General features: G+C 37.3%; 1 protein-coding gene (cut by a window edge). It reads right to left on the reverse strand.

Annotation, left to right across the window (positions count from 1 at the left end; genetic code table 11):
- A protein-coding gene (locus HOO91_03720) for an SDR family NAD(P)-dependent oxidoreductase (GenBank protein NOU16652.1) crosses the window boundary here: on the reverse strand, positions 1-22,116 show its 5' portion. 5,973 nt of this gene lie to the left of the window's left edge; the window shows 22,116 of its 28,089 coding nt (coding positions 1-22,116); the start codon lies at positions 22,114-22,116; its stop codon lies beyond the left edge, outside the window.
- Positions 22,117-22,365: the final 249 nt, after the last annotated feature.

The following is a 22,365-nucleotide window of genomic DNA, read 5'->3' on the forward strand; positions in this document are numbered from 1 at the left end:
AGCAATTTCCACATTTTTTGGATCACAAATTTTGGATTCATCCGTCAATTCATGGTTGAGAACCACCTGCTGTGATGATGTAATACGATCATCATCAATCCATTCATTCTTAATTTTTGAAATATACTTACTTAATCTGTTTACTGATGAATATTCGAAAATAACAGCAGTATTCAGAGAAAGAGACAGTTTCTTATTAAGTTGATCAATAAAATTAGTCCCCGAAAGCGAATCTATGCCGTAATCTGAAAAAGCAATATCGGGATCGATATTTTCAGGGGGCATCTTCAAAGTAGCAGTAAGGCAACTAAGAATAGAAGTCAGAATATATTCCTTTATATTTTGTGGGGGAATAACTGTCTGAGTCGGTTTACAAAGCAAATCGTTATTACTCTTGTTTACTGAAGTGATTTCACCTACTGATTGTGATGATAATATTTCATACGAATCACGACTATCGGTCAGTACAAAGAGCTTTTCTTTTTTGCAATTAATCAATGATTCTGATGATGGCGATACTTTCATGCATAAAACTTGCTGAAGTCTACCAACCTGCAATTCGTTTATAAAGTGTTCAAAGCATACAAAACCATCCAGATCTTCCAAAGCATAAATATTTTCAGCTGATTTTTTCTCGATCCGATGAAGAGATTTTTTCCAAAAACCCCAGTTAATTATTCCTACTGGAAATTTAGCACTACTTCTGAGATATTGCACAAGACAATCAGCATGAGTAATACCGCTAGCATATGCTGGATACTTTGCTGCTCCAGTAAAAGAATAGGCTTGACCAGAAGAGAAATAACACATAAAATCAAGAGATTCATACTCCAATGCTTTAAAAAAAATCCAACTTCCCAGAGTCTTCACATTTGAGACTTCCATGAATTCTCTTTCCGATATTTGATCGAGAAGACATTCATGACCATCGGCCATACCAGAATAAATAGCTCCATTAATTTTATGGTATTTATTTTTAATAACCTGTATAGCCCGCTGCATCGAATCCAAATCTGTTAAGTCTCCCTCAACATATAATGGCTTTTCGGCATATCCTTCAAACTGTTGGAGTGCTACTTGTATTTTCTCAGTCTTATACTCGCTCCGTCCTATCCAAACTACAATTGCATTATACTTTTGAATTAAATGATGTGTAATAATTTGACCAACGGTACCACTTCCACCTACTAGGAGATACACTCCTTTTTGTCGAAAAGGAGATGGAGCAATTGAATTCCAGCACAACTTGTAAAAAACCTGACGGTATCGCTTCCCTGATCTAATTTTATAAAGTTCACCTCGATTGGAAGGTGGTTCGCTGATAATAGTAGAAAATAAATTTTCATGTTTTGACTGATCCTTTAAATCTTCAATGGACAAATCAAGATTTCTCACTTTGAATGAGTAGTTTCCCTGAGCCAGAGAGTAAGCAATACCAGATAAGCCAGAACCCCAAGAATTACTCTGAGAATTGTCTACGGAATAGTGATCTACTGAAAGAATATAAGTGTCGATTCTTTCCTGTATCTTTTGTTTAAGGCTTTTTATGAGGCGCAATAATTGTATTTCGTTGCGTTCCTGATGGGATTTCAGCTCTTGTAATGAATCAAATTCATGTGCCTCCTCAAACGATGATAGAAAATAACATGTATCAATTCTATCCATTTTTCCAATGCAGGTCTGGAATCCTTCCTGATCTTGAATGCCACGATACCACTCATTTTCGGAAATCTGTTTTGTTTCATTTGCCAAGCGGACAATAAGCACTTTGCAATTCTTATCCTTTTCGTAATACCTCAGAATTGTTTTTTCGAATTCTAATGAAGAACCACAGCAGACAATCAAAATTGCATTTTGTATTATTGGGCTTTGCTTTAAAACCTTCTCTTCTTCCCATTTACAGACATAACTCATTCCATCCCAATATCTTTTGGGTGTCTCCTTTAAGAGCGTTTTAGCGGATGCAACAACAGAATTGCCAGACTCTAAACTTTCATTCTTTGTAACCGTTTCGGCATTATCATTATCGAGCCAATACCTCACTTTAGCAAAAGGATAACAAGGTAGGCTAATACGTTTGGGTTTGTGATTGCGATAAAGTTTATTCCAATCCAAATCCATACCCAAAACCCAGATTTTTAGAAGTTTTGATAGTTTCTTCTGCTCAAGCAATTTATCGATGACAATTCCTTTTACCTCCTCGTCCTCGCCAATGAAATTTATAGCCTCTTTATTACGTTTCGACACCCCCTGATAAAACCACTCGATATCCTGCTCTCCCTGAATATATGATTGAAGTTTTTCGGTCAGTTCTGCCATAGTACTAACTAAAAAGCCCAAACGTTCTTCCATTGCCTCTCTACCTATTTGCAAAGTATATGCAATCTCAGCAAGATTGAGATATGATTCTTCCCTACGAATGAAAATCGATAAATCCTTAACCACCTGCCTTAACTGTTCAGGGGATTTGGCAGATAGAGGGATAATGAACTGAGATTTTATTTTATGTACTTGCTTTTCAGTATGATTCTCATCCGAAAATAAATTGGGATGAGTCGTTTGTTGTTGAAATTCCTCGTCATCTTTGCTTGCAGAAACTGATATGTCAACATATTCTTGCACAACAAGATGGGCGTTAGTACCGCTGAAACCGAAGGAACTAATAGCCGCCTGACGTCTTCGATCACTCTCTAATTTCCATTCCTGCAACTGATTATTGATATAAAAAGGACTATCCTTCAGAACTATATGTTCATTTAATTTTTCAAAATTAATGGTTGGTGGTAACTGCTTGTGTTTCAATGCCAATAGGAGTTTGATAAACCCAGAAATTCCAGCCGCAGATAAACAATGGCCTATATTACTCTTTACAGAACCTAAGGCACAATAACTATTTTTACAAGTATATTTTTTGAAGGCCTCTTTCAGTCCTTCAATCTCAATTGGATCTCCCAGTTTTGTTCCAGTCCCATGTGCTTCAACTAGCTGAATATTCGCAGGGTCAATCCGATATTTATCATAAATTTCACACAATAGCCGCATTTGAGAAACTGGGCTTGGTGCAGTAATTCCATTGGTTTTTCCATCCTGATTTATACCCCAACCTTGAATAACACCATATACTCTATCCCCATCTCTCTCGGCATCTGTCAATCTTTTTAACAGCACTACACCCACTCCTTCGCTGGGTACAAAACCGTTTGCTCTCTCATCAAAGGTGTAACATTTGCCATCAGGTGAAAGCATTCCTGCCTGTGCAGTCATTGTATGCATTGAAGGTCCAGGTATCACACAAACTCCACCAGCCAAAGCTAAATCGCTGCCACCAGAAATAAGGCTATCGCAAGCACTGGCTATAGCAACCAGTGAAGAAGAACATGCTGTATCAATCGCTATACTAGGGCCTTGCAGATTCAAAAAATAAGATATACGCGCAGCCAAAATAGAGATTGTTCCGCCTGTAAAATCAAGAGCCTGTGGTTTACGATTCGGAAATAAATGATGGTAATCGCTAGTGCCACAGCCTACAAATACGCCACATCTACTACCTGATAATGATTTAGGATTATATCCAGCGTCTTCAATTGTATGCCAACAGTTCTGTAAAAACAAGCGCTGCTGGGGATCCATACTCTCGGCCTCCATGGGTGATATATTAAAAAATAGAGGATCAAAAAGATCATATTCATCCAAAGCACCCATCCACTTGCTATTGGTTTTTCCAGGAAGCACTTTTCCCTCACTATAATATAAATCATTATCCCATCTCCCTTGAGGAATTTCGCTAATACAATCAATACCCATTGCGATATTATGCCAATATTCATCCAAATTCTTGGCTTTAGGGAATTGTCCAGCCATCCCAATTACGGCAATGGCTTGTAACTTATCATTAGAATATGCTTTCTGATTGTATTCAGAGGATAATTTCTGAGTCCTTGAACTAATATCGTGTTTCAATGAAAAAACTTCACCTAGAGCAATACTGCTCTGCGCTACACCTGCCCTAGTTGTCTCAGAAATGGAAGGTTTTTCTAGCGAATTTTCGTTTCGAATTGACACATCTTGACTTCCTAGTACATTATAATTATCTGTAATACCTGTAACATATTGGCAAAACTGATTCAGTGTAGGATAGCTATAAATGCTTGAAGCTTGAATGGATGTTTTATATTTTTCATTGATTTTGCGAATCCAACTCACACCCATAATCGAATCTAAACCCAAATCTAAAAATTGAGCGTTTTCATCAATTTCGTGAACTTGCATGTGCAATTCGTTAGCCAAAAGTTTTTTAAGATTTGTTTTTATCAAATCAAATTTTTCTACATCCAACAAAGTGGATGATCTTTCTAAAGTGACCTGCTTTTCTATTGCTTTTTCATCTAATTTAACTTGACCACAATTCTGCCCCTCTACATTCAAGAAGTTATTCTGAATATGCTCTAAGGTTTCGGGCTGACCTACAAAAGTTTTTTGATGCATTTCCACCTCAAGTCGATAAGTCTCATCAATTTCAATGCGTAAATGGTGTGTTAATTGATGTTTAAGTTGAATGAGAAAACTTCGAGAGTTTTTGGCTATTCGTTGCGCTAAACTCATGGCAGCAGGTAAAACTTGCTCCCTAGGCAATATTGGTATCTGTATTCCTCTGTATTTTAATTCACGACCACTGTATTCTTGAGCAGTAAGTAATGTTTCACGTGCTAGGTTATATCCAGTTTTGTAAGGAAAAATCAACGTAGCTCCGGCTCCTGGTGTAAACCCATAGTTCATATAAGGGCTTACATACTTGCTTTCTTCGCTCATAATAGCAAAATCTGCAAACATACCAAGTACCCATCCAGCACCTATTCCATGTCCCTGCATGGCAGCAATCACAGGGATATGGCAATCCATGGTCAACTGAAAAACTCTATTATCCGTAAATTGAACACGTCCCTTATGAATAGCCAACAATGATTCTCTAGTCCCTCCAGAAGAAAAATAATGTCCATACCCTGTAAGAACAACCACCTTGTAATAAGGTGTTTGCTCTATATGCCTAAAAACTTCATGAAGCCCGTCCATTAGTGTATCTGAGAACATGTTCTTGGCTTCCTGATCTACCATCTTTATCACTAAAATTCCTTGGGGATAAACATTAGCCTCAATAACTTTGGATTTAAGGGCAACAGCTGATGGTTGGTTGGTCAATGGATTTGAATTTTTATCCGATTCTTCGTTTGCAATGGTTGATGAATCCTTCAAACTCAACCACGGTGAGTCCGACAAAAGGTTTAACCTTTCACGAATACTCAAAACTGTTTCGGTTTTCCATGACTCCAACGTACTAAGTGGCATTCTTGCCCAAGTTTTTGCCAGTTTTAAAGCTGTTGGTAAAACCTGATTTTGTTCAGCAACAATAAGTGCTTTTACTCTATTTTTCAGTTCGTTACCTGTATATCCATCAGCAGTAAATAGTATCTCCTGAACTGGGAGACCTAATCGATATGAAAAAATTGCAATAGCTTGTTTAATTAATTCAGTTCCTGAAATAGTTTCTTGTAATAGATTATCAGTTAACCAATTCAAAGAATATCTACCATTTTCGTTGTACACGCATGCATCGCAAAACTGGCTGATAAACCACGCAGGACTTTCTGCTCCTAAATCTAAAGTCATAATAATAGGAACGGGCAATTCGAAAATTAGTCGCTGTAAATCCAACAAGTATTGATACAAAACTCCTTGTTTTGTATCTGGAATAAAATCAACATATTCACTAGTTAAGACTATTGCAGAATAATCCGATGTACTCTCTTTTTTAACTTGAGAAAAAACATAAGCCAAATCCGATACTAATTCGTCTATTACATATTCTTTATTTCCTTCCGTTTCTTTTGCCTTGCATATTTTGACAACTAGTATTTTTTTCTCATGAATCTCTAATTGAATGAACGGAGAAGGGGAATTTAAATTATAATCAACTCCTCTAGATTGATCATTATTAGAAATCGTTGGATTTATTGTATCCAATTTACAAGCCAAATCGATAATGTAACGCGATAAATGTTGCTTTAAAAGTCGAAGTGAATCTTGCGATTTACTTGCTAGGTTCAATGCCAACTTTTGTGCATATCCCTCTACTTCCTCACCAGAAAGCACTGGACATGTCCATCCTTTTTCAAAAAGTTGCATACCAGTGTAACCTTTGGAAGAAATCCCATTCAGATAGAGGAAATCAGTTGCACAAACATCTCCTAATTGTTCTTTAAAAAGACGTGTAACACTTTTATTAGGGAAAATTCCCGCATCTAAGTCAGTGTAAGTATACTTTGCCTCACTATTGTAAATCGAAAAATCGCACAAATTTCCAATTAGAAAACCAACGCCGGTGGCACTTCCTCTCATAGCGGCAATGGTAGGATAAGGAAATGAAGCAAGAATTTGATATAATTTTTGTTTTAACGCTTCATTGTCATAATCACTATGATGTTCTTTGCTGCTATTTATCCTGTCAATTTCATTTACTATTGACTCTATTTCATCGGATAAGAAAGAATATTTATTTCCTTTGATTATCAAAACCTTAATCAAGGGTTCTTGTTTCATTCTTTCCAAAACCGAAATAAATTGGTTAACTAAATCGGAGGAAAGTGCATTATTTCTTTTTGCTGTATTTATTTGAATTATGAAAATGCCATTCCCATTGTCCAAAAGATCGACAAAATCTGACTCCTGATTTTCTTTGATTAATGCTGATTGGGAAAATGTATCTGAAAGCCTAACTATTGGAATTCTTTGAATAGAATGTTCTGAATTCCATTCCTTTACCATATCTACTTTATTGGGAGCAACAAGAGAAATGCCTTCTGCTCTTTTTACATTTGTAATAGGCTGCAAAGGCAACGTTTCTAGGTCTTGCTCAGAGCGTTTTCCTGTTTCAGAAAAATTTTCTTGTAGTGAATCATTCAATTCATGATTATGGGAGTCGACTCCGTCCAACCAGTATCTTTTTTTAGCAAAGGGATAAAGCGGTAGGTCTACTCTACAGGGTTTTATATCATCATAAAGTTTGTTCCAATCCCAATCTATACCCCTAATCCACAATTCAATTAACTTGGAAATCTTTTTACGAGCAATCCATTTTTCTATAGCCTCTTTCATCTCGTCATCATCACGGATGAAACTTATATCATCCTGATTTTGCTCCACGCGTCCCTTGTAAGTATCCTCAATGTATTCTTTATTAATAAAGGCTTGAAGTTTCTCTTCCAGTTGATCAATGGAGTTTACAATAAACCCTAAACGTTCTTTCATTGCTTCCCGCCCAACCTGCAGTGTAAAGGCGACCTCGGCAAGATTAAGGTTTTTATCTTTTTTGCGAATAAATGCTAATAAATCGCAAACCTTTTGTTGCAATTGATCTTGAGTTTTTGCCGATAGAGGAATAATTACCCTAGAAGTATATACATTGTCAAGAGACATAGATTCATGCGAATTTGGGTGTTCTTCTACAACAGCATGGGCATTGGTGCCACCAAACCCAAATGAACTTATTGCTGCTTGTCTCCTTAAAGCACCATTAAGTTCCCAATTCTGCAATTGGTTATTGATATAAAAAGGGCTCTCATTTAAATCGATATGCTCATTCTGATGTTCATAGTTGATTGTTGGCGGCAATTTCCTGTATTTTAAAGCCAATAAGAGTTTAATGAATCCTGCAATCCCAGCAGCTGTCAATGTATGACCGATATTGCTCTTTACCGAACCAAGGGCACAATAACCATTTTTAGAAGTATATTTCTTAAATGATTCTTTAAGCGCCTCAATTTCGATAGGATCACCCAATTGAGTACCAGTGCCATGTGCTTCAATCAGTTGAATATTGCCAGGATCGATTCGATATTTATCGTAAACATCACATTGGAGACACGTCTGAGATTCTGGATTTGGAGCGGTTATACCATTTGTTTTTCCATCCTGATTGACAGCCCAACCTTTAATAACACCGTAAATCCTGTCATTATCCCTTTCAGCATCTTTCAATCTCTTCAAGACCACAACTCCAACAGCCTCTCCAGGGACAAAACCATTGGCTCTTTTATCGAAAGTATAACATAAGCCGTCTGGAGAGAGCATTCCTGCCTGAGAAGTCATAATGTGCATAGCAGGTCCTGACATAATACAAATTCCACCTGCCAGAGCCATATCACTGTTCCCAGAGATGAGACTATCACACGCATTAGCCAATGCCACAAGAGATGAAGAACACGCTGTATCAATTGATAAACATGGCCCTTTCAAGTTCAAAAAATATGAAATACGCGAGGCTAAAATAGAAGTTGATCCACCTAATAAGCCATGAGCACTTAATTCAACTTCTGGTGAAAGACGATGATAATCACCTGTACTACAACCAACAAATACGCCGCATTTTTTTCCCGACAAAGAATTAGCACTATACCCAGCATCTTCAATACCGTGCCAGCAAGTTTGTAAAAATAGGCGTTGCTGAGGATCCATGCACTCAGCTTCTGCTGGTGAGATATTAAAAAAAGAGGGATCAAAGAGATCGTATTCATCTAAGACTCCCATCCACTTACTATAACTCTTCCCTGGCAAAATTCCTCCCTTGTTATAGTAGTTACCTATGTCCCAACGCTTTTTTGGAATTTCGCTAATACAATTTTCTCCACTAGCAATATTCTGCCAATACTCATCAATATTTTTAGCTTTGGGAAATTGACCTGCCATGCCAATCACCGCTATGGCTTCTTCATGGGGAACTGTAGGTAAATTAAAATTTGCTTTTGAGAATGACTGAGCATTTTTTTGTTTCGACTTTTCTTTTTGTTTGCACAATTTACGGAGGCACTCCTCGGTCAGATCGGTCATTTCCTTCGCCTCATGGCTAATCACAACTTTACCAACATGTTTGCCCTGATTTACAAAGTATAGGGCTTGGGCGAGTTCATGAACTGGATAAATGCGCGAAACGATGGGTACAATCTGCTCATTCTCTACCAGATTTTTCATCGTTGTTAACATTTGATGGCAAGGGAAATTCGAGTCTTGAACTGTGGCCAGCCTGCGTATATCGATACTATAAAAAGATTGGTTTTCCAATAGAGCAGATAAATCAAGTTTTGAACTGGTCTTTAAAGCATGTACAGCGAGTTCTAAGTATCGTCCAGAAGGTGCCAGACAATCCAACCCTCGCTGAATAGCTTCGCCCGAAAGCATGTTTAATACCACATCTACTCCACTATTATTAGTAAATTTGTGAATCTCTTTATCAAATTCAGAATTATAATTCAGTATATGAGAAACGCCCAATCTTCTGAGGAAAGCTGCTTTTTCTTCCTTACTCGTAGTAGCAAATGGAATTGCCCCTCTCAGCAATGCTAATTGCAGAGCCATTAACCCCACACCACCAGTTGCAGTATGAATCAAGACAGATTCTCCTCCGCCTAGTTTGGCTAATTCAAAAGCATACTGAGCAGTGATAAAGGCAACTGGCAGACTACATGCTTCTCCGAAAGAGATATTCTCTGGTTTGCGCACTGCAAACACTTCCGGCACATTAACATGAGATGCGTGACCTCCCATAAACTTACCAGTGAGGGCTATTACCTGATCTCCTAATTGAAAGCGAGTAACTAGATTACCTAACTCAACTACTACTCCTGATACTTCAAATCCTGGAACAAAAGGATACTTAGGCATTGTAGGATATAATCCATTGACACACAAAGTATCTGGGAAATTCACAGCAGAGGCTTTAACTTCAATACATATCTCATTTGATTCTAAAGAGGGAGGTGTCCATGGTTGAAATTCAAGGTTATCCAAAGAAGTTGTGGGCTCTGTAAGAACAAACCCATACGGGTCAACAGAGGAAAAACGAATCCGTTGCTTTTTGCTTTCCTCCCTTTCATTTCCCTGAGAATCACCTAACTTTAGAAGTGATTGGTGGTTTTCATCGATATAAAATTGTTCCTCTTTACCCCATGCCGAATGAAATCTATCTCTCTGAGCCGACATCGCTTTTTCAGAAATAGAAGAAGATGAAGTTTCAGGCTTAACATCTTTTTCTATTTCGTTAAGATAATTCTCCTGAAGGAATTGGGCTAACCTATTTACCGTAGAATGCTCATAAATTTTAGCCGCTGTTAAATTGATACCATATTTCTTATTAATAATGCGAACCCATTCTACTCCAACTATGGAATCCAAGCCGAGTTCAACAAATGATTTATTGACATCTATATCTGAATCGAAAAGGTAAAGAGCTTGTGCTAGGCTGTGTTTCAATTGCTGTCTTAATTGCTCCAAACTCATCCCATTTGACTCCTTCACTGTTGCTTGATTTTTCTTTTCAAGTAAATACTGTGAAGGTGTTATTATTGGTTTGGCATTTATTTCTGTTACATCAAGATATTTCTCTTGAAGAAACTGGGCTAAGTTATTCACTGTAGAATGCTCATAAATTCTAGCCGCTGTTATATTTATGCTATATTTCTTATTAAGATCGCGCACCCATTCTACACCAACTATGGAATCCAAGCCGAGATCAACAAATGATTTATTGACATCTATATCTGAATCGGAAAGGTAAAGAGCTTGTGCTAGGCTGTGTTTCAATTGCTGTCTCAATTGCTCCAAACTAATTCTATTGGATTCATTCACTGATATTTCGCTTCTCTCTTCTCGCAATTGTGTTGATGAATAAGTCAAATTCACATCTGTTATATTCATCTCTCTTTTTTGAAGATTTAGTTGTGTAGATCTATTTTCTTTTCCAAATTGAGGTGAACTTTTATCTCCAGCCCAATGGCGTTCTCTTGCAAAGGGATAAGTAGGAGCACTTATACGGTAAGGTTTTTCATCGCTATATAATTTCTGCCAGTCAATATCAATACCTTTTACCCAAAGAGCAAGTAGACCATTATAATCATTATCGAGGAACAGTTTCTCAATAAAATCATGCAAGTCTTCATCCGTTTTAAATGTTTCAGCAAACTCGTGTTTGCGCTTTGCTTGTCCGATGTATATTCCATCTTTTTCTTCTCCACTCTCAATATAACTCTGGAGTTTTTCCGAAAATTCCTTGATCGTATAAACGATGAAACCTGCTCGTTCTTCCATCGCTCCACGTCCTACCTGCAATGTATAGGCAAGGTTAACTAGATTGATGGAAGAATTTATGTCGTACGAATCTTGATCCAAAAGATCAAGTTCTTTACTATTTTGAATGAATTGTTGCAAACTCAGTGCATAATCGCGCAAACGGTCACGGTTTTTAGCGGAAAGCGGAATGATCACAGGAACTATCGAAGCAATATTTTTGCTATATTGTTGGGGTGAAACAAACTCTTCGATAACCAAATGGGCATTGGTTCCACTAAAACCAAAGGAACTTACCGTTGCTATCCTCCTTTTACCAGCATCAACTATCCAGTCTCGGTATTCTGTGTTTACATAAAATGGAGTTTCCTCTATTCTGATATGCTCGTTAGCTTCTTCATAGTGCAATGAAGGAACATACTTCTTGTGTCTCATACAAAGCAGAACTTTAATCAATCCTGCCACACCCGCCGCATAACCCGAATGACCCATATTGGTTTTTATGGATCCTATCGGGCAAATTTGTTTTTTATTAGTATACTTCCTAAATGCCTTTGTGAGTGCACGGATCTCAATAGGATCTCCCAACGGAGTGGCTGTCCCATGAGCTTCTACATAGCTTATATCCGTTGGGTTAATATTAAACTTCTCATAGATATTGGTGAGCAATTCTTCTTGAGCAAGCGCACTCGGTGCAGTAATTCCATTGGTTTTACCGTCCTGATTAAAATCAGAACCCTTTATTACACCTGCAATGGAATCCCCATCCCTAATAGCATCTTCCAAGGGTTTTAGCAGAACAACACCACAACCCTCTGAAAAAACAGTTCCATCAGCTGATTTGTCAAAAGAGGCACATCTTCCTTTTTCCGACTGCATTCCGATTTGATAAGTGAGAATGTGCATCAAAGGAGTGAAGTTTAAATAAATACCTCCAGCTAAGGCTAAATCATTTTCTCCATTTCTAATACTTTCACAAGCTAAGTGAATTGCAGCCAAAGACGAAGAACATGCCGTATCAATTGCTAATGCGGGTCCTTTTAGATTTAAAAAATACGATATCCGGGCAGCCAAAATAGCACTTGATGTCCCAGGAAAGGTCTGAGCCATTGTATCCTGCGAATGTAATGCTAGAACCCTACCATAATCACTAGTGGAACAACCAACATAAACACCGCATTTTTTATCGGTCAATGAAGATGGTGAATACCCTGCATCTTCAATTGCCTTCCACGCTTCTTCTAAGAAAACACGTTGTTGAGGATCCATTAATTGTGCCTCATGAGATGTAATATCAAAAAAAGAGGCATCAAATCGATCAACATCATCTACAAATCCGCTACGTTTTAGAGGTGCAGTATGTTTTTGAGTAGGATCTGGGTGATACCAGTCTTTGAATTCAGGCCAACGATGCTTAGGAACGTCTTCAATACAATGAACACCTTTTTTTAGTACTTCCCAAAATTCGCGAATATCTTTGCTGGAAGGGTATCGACAAGACATTCCCACTATAGCAACGTCCCTAGTTTTTTCCGGCTTAAAGGAATCTACTTGATTGGGGGTTTTTACTTTTAAATCGCCAATTGATTTAATCGAATTTCGTATTGCATCTTCTTTTACCCGCTGAAGTTTAATAGTTTCGACACTAAACACAACTTGATTAGATTCATCAACTATTTCAAAAAACAATTCGATACTATCTTCTTTAATATCTTTAATTTCAGCATTACAATAATAGACCATGCCTGTAAAAGTCCCAGCAATAAATAGATTGTCTATTTTATAGGGCAAAAAGGCATCATCATTTACTTCGTATTGTTTAGACAATTGAAAAGGGCCAAAACTCATAACTGTTGCAAGCCCACCACTAATAATCGAAGGCTTAAGCAAAAAACTATCTTCTTTTTCAATCAATCGAATCTCGCTCTGCGCATTCCGACTGCCAAACGAAAGTTTTTGTAAAGTCTTATAAAACGTTCCAACTCTAATATTTTTTGAAGAATAAGGAAGATAATCTTTGACATTGACCTCAACTAAATCGTTGATTGCGTGCTTTTCGTATTCGGAATACAATTGTTGTTTTTCATCAGCGGGATAAATAAAACCGCTCACATGCACTTTCTCCTCGCTAATATGATCTGATAAGCTCGACTTAACTACAAACCTGAATCCTTTATCTTTTTGCTTATAAAAAATTATTCTTACATAATGATTTATACCATCTTTTCCAACAAGAGGATTTACAATAGAAACATCTTTTAGAACAATTGATGATTTGGTTTTAAAACAATTTGTAAACGCAGCATAAACGAATTCAATATAAGCATCGGTTGGTAACACACATTCTCCGAAAACAAAATGCTCCCTTAAGCAGATATTGTTTTTAAGATTAATGATGAATTTTACTGACAATTCATTATTACCTTCGAAACTTTCCTTAACCGTTTCACTAAATTGATGCTCTGACTCAAATAAAGGAATAACCCTTTCTTCTGTAGGGTTTTCCTTAACTTGGGTTCTCATCTCATTTTCCAAAAATTTTGAAAATCTTATAATATTAGGGTAACTATAAATCTCTGTAGAGATTATTTTAAGTCCATATTCCTTATTCAAACTCTTAATCCATTCCACTCCAACAATGGAATCAAGTCCCATATCTGTAAATGGTTTGATAGGATCAACGTCCTTCGGTTCCATATACAAGGCCTTTGCCAAGCTTAGTATAAGTTCTTTTTGCAAAGATTCGCTGGAGCGTTTTTTGGGGAATTTCTCTTGCTCGTTTAAATTTGTTTTAACTAAGGGTTTAACTGGAATTGGAGTTCTATCTATAACTTCGGAAAATTCATTTGATAGTTTAATTTTTTGCGGTTTACCAATTGAAGATGCTAAGGGAAAAGAAAGATTCGAAGAATTATGCTCCACAGATTGTAATAAATTAAAAGAAACAATATCCGAATCACTACTCTTGGTTTGAAAGTGACGTGATGTTTGTTTTACATCAGGCCAATAATGCTCTTTAGCAAAGGGATAGGTTGGTAATCTTAGGCGCTGAGGTTTAATATTTCCATAAAATTTTCCCCAATCAAAATCAGCTCCTTTCACCCATATTTCAAGAAGTTTGGAAAGTTTTTTATTTGTAATCCATTTATCAATAGTTTCCTTCATATCATCATCCTGATAAATAGTATTCATATTATCAGAATGCACCACATGTCCTTGATATAGATCCTCTAAATCATCGCCAATTACATAAGACTGCAATTTTTCAATCAACTGCTCAATTGAACAAACAATGAAACCTAAACGTTCATCCATGGCATCCCTACCTACCTGCAAAGTATAGGCAATAGAAAGCAAATTCATACTGATGAAACTATTTTCTCTGCGAATAAAATCAAGTAAGTCGACTACTTTCTGCTTCAACTGTTCCTGAGTTCTTGCTGAAAGAGGAATAATAACTGATGAGTTACTGGATGATGGCAAATTACTCATCGGCAAAAATTCCTTGATAACTACATGGGCATTGGTACCGCTCCGCCCAAAGGCACTTACCGCTCCTGTGAGAGGTTTATTCTGCTCCCTTTTCCATTCACATGTTTTTTTATTTACAAAAAAGGGACTATCAGTCCAATTAATATATTCGTTTTCTTCCTCACAATTAACGCTTGCAGGGATTTTGTGGTTTTCTATCCCTTTTAAAAGACTTACAACGCTAACTAAACCTGAAGCCGCTAAGGTGTGCCCGAAGTTACTCTTGCAACTAGTTAGCGCACAATAAGGATACTGCTTTTTGTAAATATTTTTACTATTCAATAAAGCAAATGTGCTATTAAGTGCATCTACCTCCACAGGATCTCCAAGTTTTGTACCTGTGCCATGCGCAACAAGATGGGTGATGTCAAAAGCATTAATTCCAAAACGAGAGTAAATATTCTCTATTAATTCTGCCTGTCTTTTCCCGCTAGGAGCTGTAACACTAGTTGTCTTCCCATCGAAATTAATGCCGCTAGCTATGATTGTACCATAAATAGAATCCCCAGCCGTAATTGCAGCCGAAAGCGGTTTGAGCATTAGTACCACTACGGCTTCTCCCACTCCTATGCCATTAGCTTTATTCGAAAAACTATAACATTGTCCATCTTCAGAGAGCATTCCTGCTTCACTCATCATAATATAATCTGATGGTGAAAGTGTAAGCGAGATACCTGCCACTAGAGCCCCTTTACATTCCCCTTGCTGTAAACTCGACACAGCCTGATGAAGAGCAACCAATCCTGATGAACAAGCTGTATTGGTAGCAATTGTTGGACCACTTAAATCTAGAAAATAGGAGAGTCGTGAAGAGATCATTGCACTACCACTTGTTGTCACTCCATTTTTCTCCGAGATCAAATGATAATGACTCTCCTCCATTCCTACAAAAACACCTATATTTTCTCCACAAAGTGATTGCGGAGATATCCCTGCATCTTCTATTGCTTTATAAGCCTCCATCAACAATAAGCGCTCTCCGGGATCCATCTCCATAGCTTCGCGTGGCGAAATTCCAAAAAACATAGGGTCAAACTCATCTACACCATCAATAACGCCTCCTTTATTGGTGGTGATTTTATTGCGACTATCTCCAACTACAGTAAAATAATCCCTCCAATCCCAGCGTGTAGCTGGAATTTCTGCAATGGCATTTCTACCTTCCGCAAGCAAAGTCCACAACTCTTCAACAGTCCTTGCTTGAGGGAAACAACCAGACATTCCTATAATGGCAATTGGCTCAAAGTGCGAATTACTTCCTACATTGTTCAATTCTGAACTTTTATCATTCACATCTACCTTAGATTGAATATGGAAAGAGTTTACATTTAGAGTGTTACTCAAAATATTCGAATCAGAAATATCGGTCTGAAGATGTTTGTAAAAATTTTGCAATTGGGCAAAGTGTTCCGTTATGTAATAATGAACCAGATGTTTAATTGTTGTCCTTTTAAAAAATAATGCGGGGGTTACATGTATTCCAAAATTAGCAGTCAAAAGTTTGGCAAACTCACCTAATCGGATTGAATCAAAACCAAAATCCATTAAACTCGTTAATTCATCAATTTTGGCAGGTGATAATTTTAAACATGCAGAAATCAATTGTTTTATATCTCGCAAGAGGCATTCTTCTAAGGAAAAACCCTGATAGGAGAAACGTTCTTTAGGTACTTCAAACTTAAGAACAGGCATGGTGTCAGAAACTCCAAAGAATAGTTCTGAGCGATAAAATTGCTTTAAAATAGAATTAACTCGATCAACATTTCCAGTCATAACAAGTGTCTGCTGATGATCTGCCTGCAAAAGATATTGCCATATATCTATTCCGTCAGCAGTTGATAAAACACTTTGTCCACTATACTTCAAATTCATTTCAATCTGATCACGACCGCCTAAACTAATACTACCTTCCTGCCATAGAGGCCAGTTAACAACTATTGTTCTACCCAATTGTTCCTTAGTTTTCTGGCGATAATACCCATGTGCCATTAAAAAACGATTTGCAATTGCATAATCGCAACGTCCTAAGTCACCCAACATTGCGGATGTAGAAGAAAAGTAACAAATAAAATCTAAGTTCCTAGCACCAAGTATTTCATCTAACAGCATGGTTCCAACGGTTTTGGAACTCAAGACTGCCTCAGTTTCAGTTGGAGATTTTTCGTAAAAAGCCTTTACGGAGTCAACACCCGCAGCGTGAATAACTCCAGATAAGTCAAGAGGCAACTCTTTACCCAAATCTATCATTGCCATCCTATCACATATATCAACAGAGTGGTATTGCACTTCTCTTGCACCTACCTGTCTTAATATCTCCACCAGTTCTTGGATTTCAGGGGACATTGACCGCCTACCCACAAGAATCAATTTTGCTTGATATTTTTCAGCTAGATAATTGGCGAATTTGAAACCCAGAGCACCACAACCACCTGTAATCAGATAACTACCACTTTGCTTAATAACTGGCTCTTGCTTTGTCTTATTTAAATCAATAGGTTTTAAGGATAATGTAAATCTTCGACCTTCTTTATACCAAAGAACACCGCTCATTTGGGTTGCATCCAACAATTGTTGAAGCGTAAATTGGGATATATCTGAGTATAACAATGTGCATTTCACATGAGGCAAAAGTAACCTTAAGGATCTCTCAAATCCAATCCAAGAATAATCCCAGCAGGTGTTTGCAAGAGAAGGATCATAATGACCTACCAAAGTAAGATGATAATTAATATTTTGCCATACCCTAACGGTCTTAAACAATTGAAATAGAATTTGAACTCCAACTTCTCCCCTATCTTTTGCCCATGTATAAACAACTTTCAGTAATGGGTTTCTTCTATCCAAATATTGATGAACCTGATCGAAAACTTTCTCTAAATCAGACAGATCATTAAAACGGCAATAAAAAGTTCTTTCATCTCTTTTTTCGAAATGATCAGCCTCGATTACTACAAAAGCATTTGCTAAATGTTCCGATTCAGTATCGTTTTCAATTTGCTTTTGAAATTCTGTATCGATAAAGAGTAGATATTGATCGGATTTATTATCTAGTTTAACTTGTGAAATTGGTTGCGCTTCCCAATATTCTTGAAAAAAAAGTTCTTTCTGTATTTCTTTAATCAAGATCGCTTGTTCATTAGAGATAACGTGATCTTCTTGCTCATTGCCAAAAGTATCTATCCAATATCTGTCCTTCGCAAAAGGATATGTGGGTAGACCTATACATTGTGGGTTGTTCTTGTCATCAATGTCATTGTAGAGTCTCTTCCAATCAATATCGACACCGGTCGTCCAGACTATTCCAAGCTGATTCCAGTCCTTTTCGCATATCGCCCGCTCAATTAATTTTTTTCCAGTCTGCCCTTGCAATAAGGACGGAATGTTTGCGTTAGAGGAACTGATCTGCCCTGACCAGACATTGGGATCATCTTTACCGTTCAACCACAGTTTCAGTTTGCATTGCAAATCATGCCAGTCTTTAACTTTGATTGCCAAACGCTGCTTCATGGCTGTTCTACCAACCTGCCAACTATAAATCGCATCAATAAAATTAACATCTCCAGCATTCTTTTCTGCCCAATCTATCACCTGCTGAGCATAAACTTGTAAGCGTTCACGATCTACCGCCGAAAGAACAAACAAGTAACTATCGCATGACCAAGTATTTATTTCTGAATGTTTATTAATGACATATTCCTGCACAACAACATGTGCATTTGCTCCACCAGATCCAAAACTGCTCACCCCTGCCACTCGTGGATACTTTGCATCCCAATTCTGATGTCTTTCCTGAATATAAAAAGGAGTATCCTCTAAAATGATCCTAGGATTTAATTGCGTGAAATTTAAATTTGCAGGCAATTGCCTATATTTCAAACTCAAAATTACTTTGAGTAAACCAGTAATCCCAGCGGCTGATTCAAGATGTCCCATATTACTCTTAATGGAACCTATCCCACATTTGGATTGACCCTCTGGTTTCAAATGAGACCATGCAGTTTTAATACCTTCTACTTCAATTGGATCCCCTAAAGGAGTACCTGTACCATGGGCTTCTATATAAGTAATGTCATTTGCTGATACTCCTGCACTCCTCCATGCTGCAACCAACAACTCACCTTGCTTTTGAGGATTAGGAACAGTTAAACCAGCCGCTAATCCTCCATGATTTATTGCACTACCCTTAATCACAGCATAAATTTGATTTCGATCCCGAACAGCATCGGATAGCGGCTTGAGTAACAACATTACAGCTCCCTCTGAACGCACATATCCATTTGCCTGAGAATCAAAAACCTTGCACCTTGCATCTGGAGATAGCATGCCGGCTTTATAATATGCAATGGAAAGTTCAGGATAACATATGAAATTTACTCCGCCTACAAATGCCATTGAACATTCGCCTGCACGCAAGGATTGAATAGCCGTATGTAAGGCCACCAGAGAAGATGAGCAAGCAGTATCAATAAGCAAACTTGGACCTGCAAAATCGAAAAAATATGAGATCCTGTTTGCTAAAATGGCAAGTGAGGATCCAATTGCATGATGAGCCTCAGTCTCTAATTTTGCATCTTGAATCAGTCTACCATAGTCGCTATTGCTAGCTCCAATAAAAACACCAGTACTTGTATTTTTCAAGGCAGATGGTAACAGAGTTGCATTTTCAATGCATGACCAAGTTAATTCAAGCAGAATACGTTGTTGGGGATCAGTAATTTGCGCTTCAGCAGGAGAAATGCGAAAAAAAGAGGCATCAAAAGTATCCCCATCTTTGATAAAACCGCCCCTATCAATACCTGATTTGTCAGCACTCATGGGCCATGCTCCTCTTTCATTGGGATAAGAACTGATAACAGAGCACCCTGAAGCGAGCATCTGCCATAATTGATCCTGTGTTTCAATACCGCCAGGGAGTCTACAGGAAACCCCGATAATAGCAATATCAGATGAAAGATTTTTTTCAATATTTTCATCAAAAGCAACAACTTGCCTGGGTAGTTTTTTTTCTGTCTGTTTTATATGATTTCCAGTTATTGTGATTGAACTCGTTGAATGAAGAAGAACTATCAAATAGTCGATCACTTTACGCATACTATTATATTGGAAAAAAAATCCAGGATGCAATTCCCGATTAAATTTTGCTGCAATTTGCTGTTGCAAGACTAGCAAATCAGATGAGTTAAGTCCCATCTCCATAAGAGGGTGCTCGAGGTCTAATGCTTTTTCAGGCGTATTCAGCAAAATGTTTACAATGCCTTCCAAAAAAAGACGAATGTGCTCTGGATTTATAGGAACTTGCGAATTATTTTCATCCATTTGTTTTTCGCCTGTATCGCATCTTTGATTCCATCTAACCCTTTGGTAAACATTATATTCTACTAAAACACCATAACCTTGATTAGCATTATCACGTGGTCTATAATTGGCCAAAGGTTTGACAATTTTTGCACCGTGCATATAATGAAAGGCTAATATAGGATCCTGCTTGTACCCCTCTTGTTGAATATATTGCTCAAAAGATTGGTTTCTTTCAACATCATAATTTTTGCACAGAGTCACACCAATAATCTTAGTAATCCCTACCATAAGACTGCATCTCTGCAACATAAACTCTAGCAATTGGTCGCCATAACCAAAATTCTGAACATTTGGATTGATATTGACTGCCAGCAATTGAATAATAGAGCCTGATGCCTGATGCAATTCCTGAATATTTGTAGCATTATATTTTTCTAACGCATCAGTATTAGCAATACGCTGACTGTAGATTACACCCAAAACCCGACCCTCCTTTACCAAAACAAATTGGCCTTGCGGATATTGTTGCAGGCGCATGCGAATTTGTTGATGGGGGGATCGTAATTGTTTTGGCCAGCAGAGTTCTTCCAACTGATAAAGACTTTCCAAATCTTCCATGGCGGCAAAACGGATTATATAATCCCGTTTAGTCAAGTGATGAAGGCTTATTCTGCAAAAATCTGCCATTTTCGGATAACGTTTCGCAGGATATGAGTTAAACAATCCTGCATTTGCAGCCAGAGTTATAAAAACTTCGGCAGTGATTAAGTATTGGTGTGAAAAATAGTGTATTGTATCGAAATAGAAGTTTTCTGATTTGTCTATATTCCTATGAACAATTTGGGCTGGTAAAGCATGCGCCTCTAAAATAAGTAAATCCGATCCAAAGATATTTTGAGCCCAAGAAGACAAGTGTCTCTTCCAATGACTTAAAACTGTAAAACTACTGAGCAACTGACCATGCTGATCAAGGTAGTAACTGGGATGTTCACCTGCTAGAATATCTAGTCCTCTGTCAATCAACCGTTTCGAGTCATCTAGGAAAAGGACATCATTTGTATCGATAGAAATGTTATGATCCAAGAAAGAGCGAAGATGAAGAACCTGCACTCCATTTAATCCAAACTTCTCTAAAGTTTGATTGATTTCATCTGGTTTATTAATATCACCTAAAAAGGTAATATGTTTAATACCAAGTGAGGTTAATGTGTTTTCAGTTTCTTTCAGAGCCTGCAGATTATAATCAACACCGATCAAATCCAGTGAAAATAATTCTAAATTCTGTCCACGAACTGTATGTTCTTTAATAGTTTGATAAATCTCCTTGAGCAGAGAGCCATCACCACAACCAACATCAATAATCGACTTGGGCTGTAGTTCCAACGGAAACTGGTTAAAAATATCGATTACAGTTTGACGAATATCTTTAAAATACGTTCCGTGTTGTAGTTCGTTAGAAACTAAATTAAGTTGTCTATCCAAATGACTTTCTTCACCATGCTGGTTTATGCTAAAAACTCGCTTACAATTCCCAAATAAAAGATCTTCCATTTCAGCAAGCATAGGTCTATACGAAGCTGCAATGTCAAATACGCTTGTCTCCAGCATGTATTTACCTGCATTGGTCAGTTGGTTTCTATCGACTGACAGCCATTGCTGCTGAATAAATAATTTTTCTATTGCTTGAGCAAGCAGTACATCCCTTTTCTTAATTTCTTCAATTAATTTATCCTGCTCCAGTTCTCTCAATACAAGAATCAATGGGAGGATGACGGCACCTTGCATCAGTTTTGATGAAAGTTTCTTTTTCATTTGCATGTGAAAAAAAACTGAACTTATTTTTTCACTAAGTATACTTGCATTTATTGGCTGCTGTACCAATTGTTTTAAATCAATTGCATAAAGCGGACTCAGATTCAAGCAAAAGGAATCATAATCTGCTTGCTCAGTTATTTGATAAGCGTCTCTGGTATTTTTTTCAAGCCAACCTAGCGACTCAAGAGCCTGAAGCGCAATTGTAAAATAGCCCTCATTTGCTTTAAGATTTTTAATAAGCCATGAACGTTCCTTAAATTTATTCTTATTGAATAATTCGAACAATCCATGTTTCCGACACGCCTCAATAATAGGGGTGGCGACATAACCATGGCAATAGATATTTAACGAACTTAACATTTTATTTACAATGTAGTATCATAATGGTAATTAGTGTCTGCAAGAAAACCACAGATAACCTTAATCAGAGGGATTGTAAAGAAATCTGCACTTTGAAAAATCTGAGGTTTCTTTATCGGGATCGAAACTATATTTGGTTTGTCCAATGGACACTTGGTTTTAGAGATATAATAATAACTGGCTAATTTGAGATTCGAGATGAAAAATGTAAGATTATATCAATTCATAGAAAACTTGCAATTTTTAACA

The organism is Bacteroidales bacterium (assembly GCA_013141385.1).
GTDB lineage: Bacteria > Bacteroidota > Bacteroidia > Bacteroidales > Tenuifilaceae > UBA8529.